General features: G+C 67.5%; 24 protein-coding genes and 1 other RNA gene. 13 read left to right on the top strand and 12 right to left on the bottom strand.

All coding sequences use genetic code 11. The features are described from left to right. Positions 1-903 carry an RNA polymerase sigma factor RpoH gene (gene rpoH / locus OXQ95_RS05260; RefSeq protein ID WP_242095573.1) on the bottom strand — a complete coding sequence of 301 codons (903 nt, stop codon included), beginning with the start codon at positions 901-903 and terminating at the stop codon, positions 1-3. Between the two features lie 56 nt (positions 904-959). Further along, the gene (locus OXQ95_RS05255) at positions 960-1,907 is read right to left on the bottom strand and encodes an RluA family pseudouridine synthase (protein ID WP_267380376.1); all 948 of its coding nucleotides are present in this window, start codon (positions 1,905-1,907) and stop codon (positions 960-962) included. Between the two features lie 17 nt (positions 1,908-1,924). On the opposite strand from OXQ95_RS05255, the gene OXQ95_RS05250 reads away from it, so the two are divergent. Beyond that, on the top strand, positions 1,925-2,362 hold the full coding sequence (locus OXQ95_RS05250; protein ID WP_267380374.1) for a M67 family metallopeptidase: 438 nt from the start codon (positions 1,925-1,927) through the stop codon (positions 2,360-2,362). Positions 2,363-2,483: 121 nt separating this feature from the next. On the opposite strand, the gene OXQ95_RS05245 is transcribed toward OXQ95_RS05250, so the two are convergent. Next, on the bottom strand, positions 2,484-3,008 hold the full coding sequence (locus OXQ95_RS05245) for a hypothetical protein (protein ID WP_267380372.1): 525 nt from the start codon (positions 3,006-3,008) through the stop codon (positions 2,484-2,486). Positions 3,009-3,735: 727 nt separating this feature from the next. On the opposite strand from OXQ95_RS05245, the gene OXQ95_RS05240 reads away from it, so the two are divergent. The 10 genes from OXQ95_RS05240 to OXQ95_RS05195 all read left to right on the top strand — a co-directional run bounded on the left by OXQ95_RS05240 (position 3,736) and on the right by OXQ95_RS05195 (position 11,601). Then, on the top strand, positions 3,736-4,380 hold the full coding sequence (locus tag OXQ95_RS05240; RefSeq protein ID WP_267380370.1) for a histidine phosphotransferase family protein: 645 nt from the start codon (positions 3,736-3,738) through the stop codon (positions 4,378-4,380). Positions 4,381-4,453: 73 nt separating this feature from the next. Continuing rightward, positions 4,454-6,748 (top strand): chemotaxis protein CheW, encoded by a 2,295-nt coding sequence (locus tag OXQ95_RS05235; RefSeq protein WP_267380368.1) that lies wholly within the window; start codon positions 4,454-4,456, stop codon positions 6,746-6,748. Continuing rightward, positions 6,745-7,173 carry a chemotaxis protein CheW gene (locus OXQ95_RS05230; protein WP_242095579.1) on the top strand — a complete coding sequence of 143 codons (429 nt, stop codon included), beginning with the start codon at positions 6,745-6,747 and terminating at the stop codon, positions 7,171-7,173. The genes OXQ95_RS05235 and OXQ95_RS05230 overlap by 4 nt, the downstream gene beginning before the upstream one ends. A 93-nt stretch (positions 7,174-7,266) precedes the next feature. After that, complete coding sequence (locus OXQ95_RS05225) at positions 7,267-7,632, top strand: response regulator (protein WP_242095580.1); 366 nt, start codon at positions 7,267-7,269, stop codon at positions 7,630-7,632. A 14-nt stretch (positions 7,633-7,646) separates the two neighbouring features. Next, the gene (locus tag OXQ95_RS05220; RefSeq protein ID WP_267380363.1) at positions 7,647-8,747 is read left to right on the top strand and encodes a chemotaxis protein CheB; all 1,101 of its coding nucleotides are present in this window, start codon (positions 7,647-7,649) and stop codon (positions 8,745-8,747) included. Then, positions 8,744-9,574 (top strand): protein-glutamate O-methyltransferase CheR, encoded by an 831-nt coding sequence (locus tag OXQ95_RS05215; RefSeq protein WP_346731928.1) that lies wholly within the window; start codon positions 8,744-8,746, stop codon positions 9,572-9,574. The genes OXQ95_RS05220 and OXQ95_RS05215 overlap by 4 nt, the downstream gene beginning before the upstream one ends. A gap of 63 nt (positions 9,575-9,637) precedes the next feature. Further along, a complete protein-coding gene (locus tag OXQ95_RS05210; protein WP_267380361.1) occupies positions 9,638-10,327 on the top strand; it encodes an N-acetylmuramoyl-L-alanine amidase in 690 nt (229 codons plus the stop codon). 11 nt (positions 10,328-10,338) lie between these two features. After that, positions 10,339-10,707, top strand: an RNA gene (gene rnpB, locus OXQ95_RS05205) — RNase P RNA component class A. Between the two features lie 43 nt (positions 10,708-10,750). Beyond that, positions 10,751-11,290 carry a J domain-containing protein gene (locus OXQ95_RS05200; protein WP_267380359.1) on the top strand — a complete coding sequence of 180 codons (540 nt, stop codon included), beginning with the start codon at positions 10,751-10,753 and terminating at the stop codon, positions 11,288-11,290. After that, positions 11,287-11,601 (top strand): (2Fe-2S) ferredoxin domain-containing protein, encoded by a 315-nt coding sequence (locus OXQ95_RS05195; protein WP_267380358.1) that lies wholly within the window; start codon positions 11,287-11,289, stop codon positions 11,599-11,601. The genes OXQ95_RS05200 and OXQ95_RS05195 overlap by 4 nt, the downstream gene beginning before the upstream one ends. Here the strand turns inward: OXQ95_RS05195 and OXQ95_RS05190 are convergent. The 8 genes from OXQ95_RS05190 to OXQ95_RS05155 are packed head-to-tail and all read right to left on the bottom strand — an operon-like array spanning position 11,592 to position 14,361. Continuing rightward, entirely contained in the window at positions 11,592-11,996 is a 405-nt protein-coding gene (locus tag OXQ95_RS05190) for a SufE family protein (RefSeq protein ID WP_267380357.1), read from the bottom strand. The genes OXQ95_RS05195 and OXQ95_RS05190 overlap by 10 nt on opposite strands. A gap of 25 nt (positions 11,997-12,021) precedes the next feature. Continuing rightward, positions 12,022-12,252, bottom strand: a complete 231-nt coding sequence (locus OXQ95_RS05185; protein WP_267380355.1) for a hypothetical protein — start codon at positions 12,250-12,252, stop codon at positions 12,022-12,024. Positions 12,253-12,264: 12 nt separating this feature from the next. Next, entirely contained in the window at positions 12,265-12,504 is a 240-nt protein-coding gene (locus OXQ95_RS05180) for a hypothetical protein (RefSeq protein WP_242095587.1), read from the bottom strand. A gap of 33 nt (positions 12,505-12,537) precedes the next feature. Continuing rightward, the gene (locus OXQ95_RS05175) at positions 12,538-12,834 is read right to left on the bottom strand and encodes a hypothetical protein (protein ID WP_242095588.1); all 297 of its coding nucleotides are present in this window, start codon (positions 12,832-12,834) and stop codon (positions 12,538-12,540) included. Positions 12,835-12,858: 24 nt separating this feature from the next. Then, on the bottom strand, positions 12,859-13,236 hold the full coding sequence (gene pspC, locus OXQ95_RS05170; RefSeq protein ID WP_267380353.1) for an envelope stress response membrane protein PspC: 378 nt from the start codon (positions 13,234-13,236) through the stop codon (positions 12,859-12,861). Position 13,237: 1 nt separating this feature from the next. Continuing rightward, on the bottom strand, positions 13,238-13,513 hold the full coding sequence (gene pspB / locus OXQ95_RS05165) for an envelope stress response membrane protein PspB (protein WP_242095590.1): 276 nt from the start codon (positions 13,511-13,513) through the stop codon (positions 13,238-13,240). Positions 13,514-13,516: 3 nt separating this feature from the next. Further along, positions 13,517-14,188: a phage shock protein PspA gene (gene pspA, locus OXQ95_RS05160; protein ID WP_267380351.1), complete on the bottom strand. Its 672-nt coding sequence runs from the start codon at positions 14,186-14,188 to the stop codon at positions 13,517-13,519. 32 nt (positions 14,189-14,220) lie between these two features. Next, positions 14,221-14,361: a hypothetical protein gene (locus tag OXQ95_RS05155; protein WP_267380349.1), complete on the bottom strand. Its 141-nt coding sequence runs from the start codon at positions 14,359-14,361 to the stop codon at positions 14,221-14,223. A gap of 158 nt (positions 14,362-14,519) precedes the next feature. On the opposite strand from OXQ95_RS05155, the gene pspF reads away from it, so the two are divergent. Further along, a complete protein-coding gene (pspF, locus tag OXQ95_RS05150; protein WP_267380347.1) occupies positions 14,520-15,551 on the top strand; it encodes a phage shock protein operon transcriptional activator in 1,032 nt (343 codons plus the stop codon). 82 nt (positions 15,552-15,633) lie between these two features. Continuing rightward, a complete protein-coding gene (locus OXQ95_RS05145) occupies positions 15,634-16,245 on the top strand; it encodes a superoxide dismutase (RefSeq protein ID WP_267380345.1) in 612 nt (203 codons plus the stop codon). Position 16,246: 1 nt separating this feature from the next. Here OXQ95_RS05145 and OXQ95_RS05140 read toward each other — a convergent pair whose 3' ends face one another. Next, positions 16,247-16,924, bottom strand: coding sequence for a septation protein A (locus tag OXQ95_RS05140; RefSeq protein WP_267380343.1), 678 nt, complete (start codon positions 16,922-16,924; stop codon positions 16,247-16,249). Position 16,925: the final 1 nt, after the last annotated feature.

Genomic DNA, 16,925 nt, shown 5'->3' with positions numbered 1-16,925 from the left:
TTACGCCGCGATCAGCCGCTTTTCGCCGGCGATGCGCATCATCGCCTTTTGCAGCTTCTCGAACGCGCGCACCTCGATCTGGCGGACGCGCTCGCGCGACACGTTGTAGACCTGGCTCAGCTCCTCGAGCGTCTTCGGGTCATCGGTCAGGCGGCGCTCGGTCAGGATGTGCTTCTCCCGGTCGTTGAGGTCGTCCATCGCGTTGACGAGCATCGAATGGCGAACGTCCGCCTCCTGCGCGTCGGCCACCACCTTGTCCTGCAGCGGCGCGTCGTCCTGCAGCCAATCCTGCCACTGGCCCTCGCCGTCCTCGCGCATCGAGACGTTGAGGCTGGTATCGCCGCCCATCGCCATGCGACGGTTCATGCTGGTCACTTCGGCCTCGGTCACGCCCAGATCGGTCGCGATCTTGGTGATGTGCTCGGGCCGCAGATCGCCGTCCTCGAACGCGTCGAGCTTCGACTTCATCCGGCGCAGGTTGAAGAACAGCTTCTTCTGCGCCGCGGTGGTGCCCATCTTCACGAGACTCCACGAGCGCAGGATATATTCCTGGATCGACGCGCGGATCCACCACATCGCATAGGTAGCGAGGCGGAAGCCGCGGTCGGGCTCGAACTTCTTGACGCCCTGCATCAGGCCGATATTCCCTTCGGAGATCAGCTCCGACGTGGGCAGGCCGTAGCCGCGATAGCCCATCGCGATCTTGGCCACCAGCCGCAGGTGACTGGTGACGAGTTGCGCCGCCGCATCGGTATCCCCATGTTCCTGGAAACGCTTGGCGAGCATGAACTCCTGCTCGGGCTGGAGCAGCGGGAATTTCTTGATCTCGGCCAGGTAGCGGTTGAGACCGGCTTCGCTGCCGAGCGCGGGGATCGTCGCTGGGACGTTGCTGCGGGCTGCCATGGTTCGTGTCTCCTTGTCCGAGTTCGTCCGCCGCGCTGCGGCAAAACGCTCATGTCCTATACGTGAAGCCGGCTGAACAGTTCCTGCATATCGGCCGGCATGGTGCTTTCGAATGCCAATTTCGTGCCCGAGATCGGGTGGATGAACCCCAGATGCGCCGCGTGCAAGGCTTGTCGCCGGAATGCGAGCTGTTCGAGTAACCCACGATGCGGTCCGCCGCTTCGGCCATAGACCGGATCGCCCAGCAGCGCATGGCCGATCGAGCCCATGTGCACGCGCACCTGGTGCGTGCGGCCGGTCTCGAGCCGGCATTCCACCAACGCCGCGCGATCGAGCGGCGCGATCGTCGTGAAATGGGTGACCGCGCGTTTGCCATGCGGCTGGATCGCGATCTTCTTGCGGTTCTGCGGCGAGCGGGCGAGCGGCGCGTCGACGGTGCCGGCGGACGGGCTGGGGATGCCGCCCACGATCGCCCTGTAGCGGCGATCGATGCTGTGATCGCGAAACTGTTTCGCCAGCCCCTCGTGCGTCCGGTCGGTCTTGGCAGCGACCATCAGCCCCGAGGTGTCCTTGTCGATGCGGTGGACGATCCCCGGCCGCGCGACGCCGCCGATGCCCGACAGCGATCCCCCGCAATGGTGGAGCAGCGCGTTGACGAGCGTGCCGTCGAGATTGCCCGCGGCGGGATGCACTACGAGCCCGGCGGCCTTGTCGATCACGATCAGATGTTCGTCTTCATAGGCGATGACGAGCGGGATCGCCTGCGCCTCGTTATGCGCCGGCGTGGGATCGGGGACAGCCACCGCGAAGACCTGCCCGGCGGCGGCCTTCTTGGCCGAATCGCGCCAGGCGGTGCCATCCGCGCTCACCTGGCCCGCCGCGATCAGCACCTTCAGGCGTTCACGCGACAGCGTCGGCACCGCTTCGGCCAGCGCGCGATCGAGCCGCCAGCCGTCCGCGCCGGCGGCGATCGTCGCTTCGATGATGGAAACCCCCCGGCTCATGTGCGAACGATGTGGCGATGGGCGTGACGATTTCAAGCGAGGTGCTGGCGACGATCCGCGCGGCGGCGGCGGCGAGCCCCGATGCCGAGGTGTGCGGGCTGCTGTTCGGCGCGCCCGACCAAGTCGAGGCCGCGCAGCCTTGCGCCAACGTCGCCGCCGATCCGCGCCGCGCGTTCGAGATCGATCCGGCTGCGCTGCTGGCCGCCTATCGGTGCGCGCGGCAGGGCGGCGCGATGGTGATCGGCCATTACCATTCGCACCCGAGCGGGCAGCCGGTCCCCTCGGCCCGCGACGCCGCCGCGGCCATGGGAGACGGCGCGCTGTGGCTGATCGCGGCGGCGGGTGCGATGCGTGCATGGCGGAGCGACGCGCCGGGCGCATTCGTGGAGGAAATGATCGATGCTCGTCCCTCCGGCCTTCCCAGCGCCCGGGGATCGGTCGGAGAACGCGGGTGATGCGCCGGGCGCTCGGTCATCCGCGGGCGTTCCGGTGCGCAAGATCGGTCACGTCATCGGATGACGACCGTTCGTTAACGATCCCGGCACACCGGGTCTTCGCGCGCCCATTCGCGCAGCCTTATCGTTCGGCCGGCCGCTCCCGCTCCACCGCCTGATCGCGCAGGATCGCCGGATCGGACGCGAGGTCATATAGATAGCGTCGCCGCTCCAGCGTTCCCATGCGCAACCGGTCGCGTGCCTTGACCTGCGCCCGCGTCAGCCTGAACGGCACATAGCCGCGCGCGCGCAGGCAGGTGACGACCGCATCCTCCATGAAGCTCTGCGTGCGCTTGACCCCGCCCCGGATGCTCCGCTTGTAGATGCTGGAATAATCGCGCGTCATCCGGTCGACTTCTTCCGGATCCAGGCCCACGCTACCTTTCATAAAGGATCTCATATTCGCCGAGTCGATGGCTCGGTCCTGATTGTGCGTACCGTCCAGCACGTCGCGCGTATCCTGCCGGTGTGCGATATCGACCTTTGCGCCGCCGATGCCGCATTCCATCGCATCGCGGCGATAGGCGTCGAAGTCGATGCCGGCTTTGCCCCAGGACCCGTCCCGGTCGGGCACCGCCTTGGCAGCGGCCGGAAGCGATAGCGACACCGTCACCATCCATGCATATGCGAAACAGGATACGCGCCACATCATCCGACAAACCCTTTCCGTTCGTTTGGCAGAAGACTATCCAAAGTATACCAAGCAGTTTTCTTTGCACGCGTTCAGTGTATCCGTCCGTGCTTGCCAGCAGGCCTCATCGGTCCCACCTCTCTGCTTGCAGATAACATAGGCGGTGTTCGCCTTCGATTCGCATCCGCCGTTGCATGAGCCAGACTGACGTTGGGCCATCGAAGAACCCGCTGATACGATACAAACTATTGCAATTGCGCAATAAAACAACTTAATCACAATAATCTCTCCTAAAATTCAGACTATCGATCTAAATCAAGCAGAATCGGGCACAGAGCCCTTTTGAAAGCTATGAAAAACATTTGAGTTGGTCAAGGGTCATCAATCGGCAAGATTGGGAAGCAATGGTATCACCTCTAGGATCGGCGGACGTCATCATGCCGCTCGATCCGGACGTTGTCCGTACGGCCCCATCGTGCACGGGGCGGTGTCGATCCGGACCGAGATCTCGCGGGCGGAGCTTGGCCGTAACCTTGTATAGGCTACGAGGCGGTGAACGCGGATAATGCACGCGGTGCTCCGCTACCGGAGACGCTCCGACCGGGCCCAGGCCTTTGCAGGCGGCGCGGCGTCCCTCTTCGGCATCGCTTGCGTCCTCACCGCGCACACGTCAGATAGATCCTTGTAACGCAAAGGGGATCGCATGACCGTCAGCCCGGTGGATTTCGCCAGCTTGCTGTGTTCGCGGCTGTGCCACGATCTGCTCTCGCCGGTGGGCGCGCTGAACAACGGCCTCGAGCTGCTCGCCGACGAGACCGATCCGGCGATGCGCGAACGCTGCATGGAGCTGCTCGCCGACAGCGCGCGCGCCTCGGCGGCCAAGCTCAAATTCTTTCGCCTGGCGTTCGGTTCGGCGGGCGGCTTCGGCGACATGGTCGATGCGCGCGAGGCGCAATCCGCGGTGCGCGGGCTGTTCGGCGCGAACAAGCGGCTCGAGATCGGCTGGCTGGTCGAGGACGACACGCTGCCCAAGGCGGCGATCAAGGTGCTGCTCAACCTGGCGATGATCGCGGGCGAGGCGCTGGTGCGTGGCGGCCGGCTCGATATCGGCGGCGAGAGCCATGGCGGCCAGGTCGAGATCGTGGTGCAGATCGAAGGGCCGCGCATCCTGCTCGATCCTGAACTGCGCCGCATGCTCGTGGACGGCGAGGGCGAGGAGGGCGTTACCGCGCGCGGCGCGGCGGCGTATCTGGTCCACACCCTGGCGCGTCAGGGCGGCGGCGGCATTCAGGTGTCGGAGCCGGCCGAGGGCGTGATGATCTTCGGCGCGGTGTTCAACGCGGGCTGAATGGGGCCGGCGGTAAAGTCGGTCTTAACCTCTCAGGGTCCATGGCTCCGGTCGAAGGATGCGCCGGGGACCCATGGACGATCTGCTGCAGGAATTCGTCGCGGAAACGCGCGAGACGCTCGAGGCGCTGTCGGGCGAGATCGTGGCCTGGGAAGCCGCGCCGGGCGACCGAGCGCGGCTGGATGCGATCTTCCGCTTCGTCCACACGGTGAAGGGAAGCTGCGGCTTTCTCGACCTGCCCCGGCTCGCCCGGCTGAGCCATGCCGCCGAGGACGTGCTGGCGGCCGTGCGCGACGGCCATCGTCAGCCCGACACCGCACTCGTCAACGCGGTGCTCGCGATCGTCGACCGGATCGGCGAGATCGTCGAGGCGATCGATGCCGGCAGCGCACTGGACGATTCGAGCGAGGATCTGCTCGTCGCCGCGCTGGCCGAAGATGCGAAGCCGACGGGCCCGGCCACGCAGGCGCCGGTTCACCGCGCCGCCACGCGCAGCATCCGCCTCAACGTCGATCTGCTCGACCGGATGATGAGCGGCATGTCCGACATGGTGCTGGCGCGCAACGAACTCGCGCGGCGGTTGCGCGACGGCACGCCCGATCCGCGCATCGAGGCGGCGCTCGAACGCATGTCGCTGACGGTGGCGGACATGCGCGACACGGTGACTCGCACCCGCATGCAGAAGATCGACGCGCTGTTCTCCGCCCTGCCGCGGATGGTGCGCGATACGGCGGCCGAACTGGGCAAGACCGTGGCGCTGACGATCGACGGATCGGAGGTCGAGCTGGACCGCGAGATGATCGAGATGATGCGCGATCCGCTCGTCCACATCATCCGCAACGCGGTGGATCACGGCATCGAGGCACCCGATGCCCGCCTCGCGGCGGGCAAGCCGGCGGCGGGCGCGCTGATGGTCTCGGCGCGCCAGTCGGGCAACCAGATCCTGGTGGAGATCACCGACGACGGGCAGGGGATCGACGTCGATCGCCTCATCGGCAAGGCCCAGGCGCAGGGGCTCCACAGCGATACGCAACTGGCGCGGATGAGCCCGGCCGAGCGGCTCGACCTGATCTTCCACGCCGGGCTTTCCGTCCGCGACACCGTCACCGCGATCTCGGGCCGCGGCGTCGGCATGGACGTGGTGCGCGCGAATATCGAACAGATCGGCGGCCGGATCGCGCTGACCAACCGCCCGGGCCGCGGGCTCGCCATCTCCATCCAGGTGCCGCTGACGCTTTCGATCATCCCGACCATCGTGGTCGGCGTGGGCGCGCAGCGTTTCGCGCTCGCGCGGCCATCGGTGGAGGAGATCGTGAAGCTGCGCGGCGCGGTGCGGATCGATACGATCGGCGACACACGCGTCGTCAGCCTCCGCGGCCGGCGGCTCCCGCTGGTCGATCTGGGCGCGTTGCTGGGCATCGCCGCCGCGCCGGAGCCCTCGACCGTGGCGATCGTCGCGAGCCGCGACGGCACCTATGCGCTGGCGATCGATTCGGTGCTCGACACGGAGGAACTCGTGGTGAAGCCCGCCGCACCGGCGGTGATGGCGACGGGCCTCTATGCGGGCCAGACGCTGCCCGACAGCGGGCTGCCGATGCTGCTGCTCGACGGCGGCGGCATCGCCGCGGCGGCGGGGCTGCGCTTCGAGACGGTGCGCGCCGACGAGCATGCCGATGCGAGCGATGCGACACCGGGCATCGCCGCGCTGCTGTTCGAGGATCTCGACGGCTGCCGCCGCGCCATCGCGCTGTCGGTCGTCGACCGCGTCGAGCCGGTGGCGATCGACGCGATCCGGCATACCGCGGGGCGGCTGCGGCTGACGATCGGCGGGGCGATCGTGCCGCTCCACGCCTGCGCCCCGCTCGACGGACGCAGCGAGGTGCCCGTCCTCCGCCTGACCGACGGCGCGACCGAGATCGCCTATGCCATCGGCGAAGCGATCGAGATCGTCACCCTGCCGGCCGAGATCATCCCCACCGCCGGATCGTCGGGGCCGATCGCCGGGGTGGCGATGATCGCGGGCCAGCAGATCGAGCTGATCGATCCGCACGCCCTCTTCGCGGGCCAGCCGGCGAACGGCACCCGCACGCCGCTCTGCCTGATCGAGGCCGATGGCTGGATGGACGTGTTCCTGAAGCCGGTGCTGGAGGCGAGCGGCTATCGCTGCGTCACCCGGCTCGGCGCGGGCGAGGTCGCCGCGGTCGCGCTCGCGATGGAGGGCGATCCACCCGTCATCGGAGCCACGCCCGTCGTCCACCTGCGCCGCGAGGTCGCGATTGCCGACCCCTCCCATCCCAGCATCTATCGCTACGATCGCCAGGCGCTGCTTGCCGCGGTCGCAGCGGTCTCACACGGGAAAGCCGCATGACGCCGTTGTTCCTCATCGCCCATATCGCGGGCCGCGGGGTCGCGATCGACACAACACAGGTCGATTCCGTCGTCGATCTGGGCGAGATCGTCGCGGTGCCGTGCGCGCCCGGTGCGGTGCGCGGACTGGCGGCGCTGCGCAGCCGGGTGGTCACCGTGATCGACACCGGCACCGCCCTGGGCCTGTCGGCGACCGCGACGAGCGCGAAGCGGGCGATCATCACGCGCGTCGATGGCCATCATTATGCGATCCTGGTCGATGCGCTCGAGGACGTGACGATGCTGGAGCGGGTGCCGCTGTCGTCGGGCGTCACGCTCGATCGGGGCTGGGCCACGGTCGGCACGGGGATGGTGGAGCGCGACGGCGAACCGCTGCTCGTGATCGATCTGGCCGCCATCCTGCCGACGCTCGCCATCGCGGCCTGAATCCGTTTTTCGAGAAGCGCTTAACGGGGCGCTTACGCTTTGCTGGCACAAGGCTCGCGGCGAACACACGTCATCCCAGAAAAAGGGCGTTTCATGAAGACCTGTCTAGTCGTCGATGATTCGAAGGTGATCCGGAAGGTGGCTCGGCACATTCTCGAGACGCTCGACTTCACCGTCAGCGAGGCCTGTGACGGCCGCGAAGCGCTGGACGCGTGCATGGCATCGCCCCCCGACGTCATCCTGCTCGACTGGAACATGCCGGTGATGAGCGGCCTCGATTTCCTCCGCGCGCTCCGCCAGAGCAGCGTGGCCGCGCGGTCCAAGGTCGTGTTCTGCACGACGGAGAACGGCACCGCCTATATCCGCGCCGCGATCGAGGCGGGGGCGGACGAATATGTCATGAAGCCGTTCGATCGGGACACGCTGGAAAGCAAGCTGCAGATCGTCGGCGTCGCCTGAGCGGAGCGCAAGCGATGGCGTTGGCCCAATCGAGCGATCGGCCGCCGTCGGGCGGCGAGGATTCGCGCGGACGCATCCTGATCGTCGATGATTCGGTGGTGATGCGCGCCGTGCTCCAGCAGATGGTGCAGGCCGAGGACCGGTTCGTGGTCTCCGCCGCGGTGGCGCATGCAGGTGCCGCGATCGCCTTCCTGAAACAGCACCGCGTCGACGTCATCCTGCTGGATCTCGAAATGCCCGGCATGAACGGGCTGACCGCGCTGCCCGATCTGATCGCGGTGGGGCAGGGCGCACGCGTGCTGGTGGTGTCGTCTTCGGCCACCGAAGGCGCGATGGCGACGATCCAGGCGATGGCGCTGGGCGCGGTCGACACGCTGGTCAAGCCCGGTCTCGCCTTGCGGTCGAGCCTGTTTGCCGACATGCTCGTCGACAAGCTCGGTCGCCTGATCGACTGGCCCGCGACCACCGAACCCGAACCGCGATCGGCCGTGCTCAGCTTTCCCCCGCGCGTGTCGGTATCCGCCGCACCCGCACGCGGCGCCGCGGATTACGACGTCGTGGCGATCGGCGCTTCCACCGGCGGCATCCATGCGCTCGGCCAGCTGTTCCGGCAGCTTCCCAAGGAATTCCACATTCCGGTGCTCGTCACGCAGCATCTGCCGTCCACCTTCATGCCGTTCTTCGCCGCGCAGGTGGCGACGCTCGCCGGGCGGCCGTGCGACGTTGCGATCGATCGGATGCGGCTGATGCCCGGCCGCGTCGTGCTGGCGCCGGGCGACGCGCATATCCGTCTGGTGTCACTCGGCGACGGCGGCGTCGGGATCCGGCTGTCGTCCGAGCCCGCCGCCAGCGGCTGCACACCCTCGGTCGATCCGATGTTCGAGACGCTGGCGGAGGTTTTCGGCGCACGCGCGCTGGCGGTCGTGCTGAGCGGGATGGGCCGCGACGGCGCCGACGGTGCGCGGCTCGTCCATGCCGCGGGCGGGTGCGTGGTGGTGCAGGATCGCGAAAGCTCGGTCGTATGGGGGATGCCGGGTGCGGCGGCGGACATCGCCGACGCGATCCTCGCCCCCGACGATATCGGCGCGCTCATCGCGACACGCCGCCGGCCATGATGCACACCCCCATTCCCGACCCCGCCGTTTCGCAGACCGCGATCAACGTGCTGACTGCGTTGCTCGAGGCGCGGACCGGCCAGCAGATGGCCAGCTATCGCTCGTGGCGGATCGACACCGCGGTGAAGCCGCTGATGCGCGCGCGCGGCCTCGAAACGCTCGACCAGCTCGTCACGCAATTGCTCGACGGGCAGGACCGCGACGTCGGCGACCTGATCGTCGATGCGCTGCTGAACCAGGAAACCTCGTTCTTTCGCGACGCGGCCGTCTTCGACCAGATCGCCGAAGTAGTGGCCGAGGCAGAGGCCGCGGGGCGCCGGGTGCGGATCTGGTGCGCGGGCTGTTCGACCGGGCAGGAGCCGCTGTCGCTCGCGATGCTCTTCACCGAACGCGCCGAGGCGCGCGGCACGCCGATCCCCGAGATCGTGGCGACCGACGTGTCCGAGGCGGCGCTCGCCCGCGCGCGCGCCGGGCGCTATACCCAGTTCGAGATCCAGCGCGGCCTGCCGATCCGCCGCATGGTGCGCTGGTTCGACGAGGCCGGGGGAGACTGGGTCGCCAAGCCGGAACTGCTCCGCGCGATCACCTTTCGCCGGATGAACCTGGTCGCCGATCACGCATTGCCGGGCCGGTTCGATCTGGTGCTGTGTCGCAACGTCCTGCTGTATCTGGCGCCCGCCACGAAGGTCGCGGTGTTCGCGCTGATGGCGCGATCGCTCCAGTCAGGCGGCACGCTCGTGCTGGGGGCAGGCGAGACGGTGATCGGCCAGACCCCCGATTTCGTCCCGAGCAAGACCGCGCGGGGGTTCTACGTCGCGCGCGGCTGACGGTTTACTTTGACGCAGGCCCGCGCCAAGCATTTGGCGGCAACGACGTCCACGGGAAGCGCCATGACGATCATCGAGACGCCCTCGCCCAATTTCGACGAACGTGCCCTGCCGGTGACGATGATCGTGCTCCACTATACCGGCATGATCGACGCGCAGTCGGCGATCGACCGGCTGCGTGATCCCGCCGCCAAGGTGTCCGCCCATTATGTCGTGGCTGAAGACGGCACCGTGCTGCGGATGGTGCCGGAGGACAAGCGCGCCTGGCATGCCGGCCGCTCGCACTGGCGCGGGATCGAGGACGTCAATTCGGCGAGTGTCGGGATCGAGATCGTCAATCCCGGCCATGAATTCGGCTATCGCCCCTTTCCGCCGCAGCAGATCGAGGCGCTGATCCCGCTGGTCGCCGCGATCAAGGAAGGCCACGGGATCGGCCGCGGCGACATCGTCGGCCATTCGGACGTCGCGCCGGCGCGCAAGCGCGATCCGGGCGAGCTGTTCCCCTGGGGGCAGCTCGCGCGCCTGCGCCTAGCGCTGCCGCGCCCCACGCGGAACCTGATGGACCCGATGTGGACGGAAGGCGGCTTCTGCCTCGCGCTCGAACGCTTCGGCTATGACGTGAGCGACCGGATGGCGGCGATCATGGCGTTTCAGCGCCGCTTCCGCCCCGAACTGATCGACGGTGAGGTGGATGCCGAATGCCGGATGATCCTGCTCGCTTTGCTGCTTCCCAAACCGCAGGGCGACGATTAGGGCCTGATCCGCCAGAGGGTCGGGCGGCCGCGGGTATCGTCACGATACGCGAGGAAAGTCCGGGCTCCGCGGAACGACGGTGCCGGGTAACGCCCGGCGGGGGTGACCCCAGGGACAGTGCCACAGAGAGCAGACGGCCGGCCTTCGGGACGGTCACGGTGAAAGGGTGCGGTAAGAGCGCACCGCGCGCCCGGTAACGGGGGCGGCACGGCAAACCCCACCGGGAGCAAGATCGAATAGGGGTGGCATAGGGGCTTCGTTCCGGCTCGTCACCCGGGTTGATTGCTGGAGGCGGCGCGCAAGCGTCGTCCTAGAGGAATGGTCGCCCATCCGCCCGCAAGGGTGGTGGACAGAACCCGGCTTACAGACCCTCTGGCACGGTCTTTCGGTTGCACCGCGCGCCGCGCGGCCTATGTCGGGCCGATGGCGCGCATTCCGACACGATCGAACGACTGGGGCTTTCCCCGCTGGCGCGAATATGGCGCCGCGCGCGAAGCGACCACGGTGCGGCTGTGCGACCGGCATGGCTGCAACGAACCCGGCAACTGCCCCGCGCCCAAATCGCCCAACAGCCCGGACCGCTGGTATTTCTGCACGACGCATGCGGGCGAATACAATCGCGGCTGGAATTATTTCGAGGGGCTGAGCGCCGAGGAGGCCGCCGCGCGCGAGGCGAACGAGACGCGCGCCGCCGAGGGCTTTGCGGAGGCGAAACATTATGGCTGGGCCGGCCCTGGCGATGGCAGCCGCTCGCGCGACGAGATGCGCGCGCTGGCGGTGCTGGAGCTCGATCCCGACGCGGCGTTCGACGAGGTCCGCACCGCGTGGCGGCGCATGGCCAAGGCGAACCATCCCGACGTGCGCCCCGGCGATGCCGATGCGGCGGGGCGTTTCCAGGCGGTGCAGGCGGCCTATGAGGTGCTGCGCGCCGCCGAGGATGCGCGGACGTGGAAGCCGGCGTGATCCGGCCGCTCCGCAGCGGCTGGAACGACGTGGTGCTGGTCTGCGGCAAATGTTCGAAAAAGGTCGGCGGCGGATTCGGACCGAAGCGCTGGCACCCGCTCGCCAAGGCGTTGCGCCGCGCGCTGGGGCTGAAGGGCCGCAGGGCGGCGGGCGGCGTGGTCGAGACGAAATGCCTGGGCGTGTGCCCGAAGGGCGCGGTTATGGTGGTCGACGGCGCCCGCCCCGGCGCCTGGTTGATCGTGCCGATGGGAACGCCGCTGGCGGCGGTGACCGCGCAACTGTCGATCGGCGGTGGCAGCGATCAGGCGTAGCGCGCGGCGGTTTCCCGGATCAGCGCGATCATGTTGGGGATGCCCTGCGTCCGGTTCGAACTCAGTTGGTTGCCGAGATCGAAGGGCGCGAGCGCGGCGGCGATGTCGGTCGCCAGGATCGCGGAGGGCGTGCCGTCCTGTAGCGCGGCAAGCACGAGGGCGATGATCCCCTTGGTGATCGCCGCGTTCGAATCGGCGAGGAAGTGCAGCGTGCCGTCGCCCTGCGCCATGGGGTAGACCCATACCGAAGCCGAACATCCCCGCACCAGCGTCGCCTCGGTCTTGAGCGCCTCCGGCATCGGCTCCAGCGCACGGCCCAGATCGATCAGCAGGCGATAGCGATCGTCGGCGTCGAGGAAATCATATTCGTCGTGGAGTTCGGCGAGGCTCTGCATGGCGCGGGCGCTAGAGCGGGTGCCCTCAAAGGTCCACCCCCGCGGCGATCGCCTCCAGCTTGCGGATGCGTTCCTTCAGGTCGGCGATCTCGTTTCGGGCGCCCGCGCCGCCGCCGCTGGCGGGGGCATGGGTCTGGTCGATCTCGGTGCGCTTCAGCGCCAGCCAGCCGCGCCAACCCGACAGGCCGGCGGCGACCAGCATCGCGAGCCCGGCGAGCCCCGCGCTGGCGACGATCGTATATTCGTTCGGTCCCATGTCTCGCCTCCTTCAGCGATCGCGCAGCCGGGCGATCTCGCGGTCGAGATCGAGGCTGGTGTGGTTGTCGGTGACGACGCGTTCCAGCACCGCGATACGCTCCTTCAGCGTGCGCATCTCGGCGCGCATCTGGACGATCTCGGCGATGTCCGCGCCCTGTGCGCTCTCCGCCCTGGTGCGTAGGTGCGTCTGGATGATCTTGCTGACGGTCACGATCAGGATGATCGCGACGACCATTTCGAGGGGATTCATGGATCTGCTCCGGGTGTCGGTTGCGGCGGGTGGCTAGCGAAGCGCTTCGATCTCGCGGGCGGTGCGCTCGGCGGGATCGGTGGCGATGCGTTCCAGCACCGCGAGCCGCTCCTCGAGCCGGCCGATCTTGCCCACGAGCTTCTCGTTCTCGTCGGACAGCAGCAGGATCTTGCGATCGCTTTCGAGCGCCCCCTCCTGACGGCGCTGGCGGCGGCCCTTCCAGGTCTCGGGCTCGTAACCGTGCCGCGCACGCACCCAGTTGTTGAACGCCCAGCTCATCGGTCCCACGGTGAAGATCGCGATCGGGACCAAGATACCAAGATTGCTCATGATGTTCCCCCTTTTACGTCGGTGTCAGCGCAGGCTTTCGATCTCGCTCGCGAGCTGGCTGTTGCGGCTGGTATAATGAAGTTCGATATCCGCCAGGCGGCGATCGATGTCGCGGAATTGCGAGCGGACCTCGGCGGTGGATCGCTTGGGATTGGCGCGCACGCCCTGCCAGAATTTGGCATCCTCGGCGGTGTCGTACAGCCCGATCGGCTTGACCGGCGCCAGCCACGCGGCGGCGATATAGGCCAGGATCAGCCATCCGCTGGTCGCAAAAGCCAGCACGACGGCGGCGATGCGGACGATGGTGACGTCGACGCCGGTGTAATCGGCGATCCCCGAACAGACGCCTTTTACCTTGGCATCCTGCTTGTCGAGGTAGAATTTGGTGCGGCTGGCGGACATCTCAGTTCCTCCGATCGAGCTGATAGGGCGACGGGCTGGGCGCGATGCTCGGCTTCCAGTCGGGATGGTCGGCGGCGATGATCCGCTCGACGGTGTTCACGCGGTCTTCGAGGCGGCGGGCCAGGTTGAACATCTCGTCCAGCAGCTTCTCGTCCTCGACGGTGATCTTGGGCGCCTGCTTCCACTTGGTGACATAGTGGAGGATCAACCAGGGCAGGCCGATGAAGATCGCGGCGATCGCGAGCAGCGGCACGCTTAATCCGAACAGATCTTCCATCGCTCAGCCCTCCCGCTTCGTGTTCAGGCGGGCCTTCAGCGCGGCGAGTTCGGCATCGACGCGGTCGCTCTGGCGCAGCTCGGCGATCTCGTCCTCCAGCGTCTTCACGACTCCCAGGCCCATCGCTTCGGCGCGGCCCTCGGCATCGTCCACCCGGCGTTCCAGCACGTCGAAGCGGCTGAACGCGTCCTGAGTCTTGGGGCCGTTGTACATCTCGCGGAGCCGCACGCGGTTGTTCGCGCTTTCGAGGCGGGTCGTCACGTTGTTCTGCTTGGTACGCGCCTCGCGCAGCTTGGTCTGGAGCTTGGCGATATCCTCTTCCGACGCGCGCAGCGCATCGTCGAGCACGCCGACTTCGGCCTGGAGCTGTTCGGCCATGTCCGCCGCCTTCTGCCGCTCGACCAGCGCCGCCTTGGCCAGATCCTCGCGGTTCTTCGACAGCGCCAGTTCGGCCTTCTCGGTCCAGCCCGCCTCGAGCTGCTCGAGCTTGGCGATATGGCGGCGCATCTCCTTCTGGTCGGCGATGGTGCGCGCGGCCGACGCGCGAACCTCGACCAGCGTCTCCTCCATCTCGAGGATGATCATGCGGATCATCTTCGCGGGATCCTCCGCTTTTTCGAGCAGGTCGGCGAAGTTGGCGGCGACGATGTCGCGGGTGCGGGAAAAAATGCCCATTCGGATACTCCTGGGTGAACTGGCGCCGCTGCTTATGCGACGGTGTGGGTCGTCGGGGAAGCGGCGCCGGTACCGGCGGTCGCGGGGCCGACCGCGCCGATGATCGCCATGCCGCTGAAGAGCAGCGTGCAGGCGAGGGTGGCGATGGTGCGGCCGAAGCTGGAATTGGTCATGGTCGTTCTCCTGAACCCTGGTGGACCGCGCTGCGGCGGGATATCCCAGGCTTTGCATGCGCCGTGCCAATTGCAAAAATGGCGGAAAAGCGTGGGTTCGCACGGCCGTTCGCACTTGCCCCTTGCCAAGTGTCGGGATTTTCCACCAGAGTTTGGCGATGGAGCGCACCACCCAGGTCATCGGTCAGTCGAGCAGCTTCATGGGCGCGCTCGAACGCGCCAGCCGCGCCGCCGCGCTCGACCGCCCGGTGCTCGTGATCGGCGAGCGCGGCACGGGCAAGGAGCTGGTCGCCGAACGCCTTCATCGCCTGAGTCCGCGCTGGGACCAGCCGCTCGTCATCATGAATTGCGCGGCCCTCCCCGAGACGCTGATCGAGGCGGAACTGTTCGGCCATGAGGCGGGCGCGTTCACCGGCGCGACCAAGGCCCGTGCGGGGCGGTTCGAGGAGGCGGACGGCGGCACGCTGTTCCTCGACGAGCTCGGCACGCTGTCCATGGCGGCGCAGGACCGGCTGCTCCGCGCGGTGGAATATGGCGAGATCACGCGGATCGGGTCGTCACGGCCGATGCGCGTCGACGTGCGCATCGTCGCGGCCACCAACGAACATCTGCCCGACAAGGTGGCGAACCACAGTTTTCGCGCCGATCTGCTCGACCGGCTCTCGTTCGAGGTAGTCACGCTGCCGCCGCTGCGCGCGCGCGCGGGCGACGTGATGGTGCTGGCGGATCATTTCGGACGGCGCATGGCGTCCGAGCTGGGGCGCGACCGGTGGGAGGGGTTCGGCCCGAGCGCGATCGACGCGCTGGCGCAGCATGACTGGCCGGGCAACGTTCGCGAACTGCGCAACGTGGTGGAGCGCGCGGTCTATCGCTGGGAGCAGGCGGGGCCGATCGATTCGATCGAGATCGATCCGTTCCAGTCCCCGCATCGTCCCGGCGCGGCGCGCGGCGCCCCCGCCCCGGCGATCCCGACGCCCGCGAACCCGCATGACGACGAGCCGGTCGCGGCATGCGAGACGGGGCCATCCGACTTCAAGGCGCGGGTCGCACGGTTCGAGCGCGAACTCCTCTCGCGCACGCTCGGCGAACACCGGTTCAACCAGCGCGCGACCGCGGATGCGCTGGGGCTCAGCTACGATCAGCTGCGCCACGCGCTGCGCCGCCACGACCTGATCGCGAACGGCGGCTAGGAACGCTTGCGCAACGACGGCGCCGGAGCCATTTGCACCGGGTGCGCGTTACCGCCGCGACCCATTTCAAAGGAGACTTCCGATGGCGTTCGAACTCCCCCCGCTCCCCTACGACTATGACGCGCTGGAGCCGGTGATCTCCAAGGATACGATGCATTTCCACCACGACAAGCATCACAAGGCCTATACCGACAAGCTGAACGAAGGCGTCGAGAAGGACTCAGCGCTCCAGGGCAAGACGATCGAGGAGATCCTCGGCATGATCTCGTCGCAGCCGCCGCTCATCCGCAACAATGGCGGCGGCTATTGGAACCACGATTTTTTCTGGAAGAGCATGAAGAAGGGCGGCGGCCAGCCGTCGGGCGCACTCGCCGAGGCAATCGAGCGCGATTTCGGCGGGCTCGACGCACTGAAGGAGCAGTTCAACACCAAGGGTGCGGGCCAGTTCGGCTCGGGCTGGGCGTGGCTGATCGCGGACGAGAGCGGCACGCTGAAGGTGACGAGCACGCCTAACCAGGACAATCCGCTGATGGACGATGCCAAGGAGCCCGGTACGCCGCTGCTCGGCAACGACGTGTGGGAACATGCTTATTATCTGACGTACATGAACGACCGGCCCGGCTATTTGAAGGCCTGGTGGGACGTGGTCGACTGGGACACTGTCGGCACGCGCTACGCCGCGGTCGCGGGCTGACTCAGCCTTCGGGGGGGATGTCGGTCACGGCATCCCCTTCGGTCTGCAACCCGTGCTTCAACAGCATGGGGATGTTGGCAAAGGCGAAGAGCAGGGTGAGCGGGATCGCGCCCCACAGCTTGAAGCCGACCCAGAAATCCCAGGTGCTGTTGCGCCACACGGCCTCGTTCAGCACCGCCATGAACAGGAAGAACACCGCCCAGTTGCGTGTCAGCCTGCGCCAGCCCGCGGCGGTCAGCCCCGGATAGGCGGCTTCCAGCAGCCCCTGCAGCAGCGGTCGCCCGGTCAGCAGCCCGAAGGTGAGCACCCCCGAAAAGATCAGATAGACGAAGGTGGGCTTCATCTGGATGAAGCGCGGATCGTGGAAATAGATCGTCAGGCCGCCGAACACCACGACGAGCGCGCCGGTGATCCACAGCATCGGCGAGACATGGCCGAGCTTCACCCTCGACACGATGATCGCCGCCACCGTCGCGAGCATGAAGGCGAGCGTCGCCACGATCACGCGCGCGATCACCAGCGCCGCCATCCGGTCGAGATCCGACAGAAACCCGGTCGACGCCGCGACGAGCCGCATCAGCGGCACCGCGGGCGCGAGGAAATTGACCGCGAAGAACACGACCAGCGGGCCATAGTCGATCGCCATCCGCAAGCCGGGGGTCGAGGCTTTGTTCGTCATG

The sequence above is a fragment of the Sphingomonas sp. GC_Shp_6 genome (assembly GCF_026540835.1).
Lineage (GTDB): Bacteria > Pseudomonadota > Alphaproteobacteria > Sphingomonadales > Sphingomonadaceae > Sphingomonas.
The sequence above is the reverse complement of the archived record's forward strand: the minus strand, read 5'-3'. Positions and strand labels throughout refer to the sequence as shown.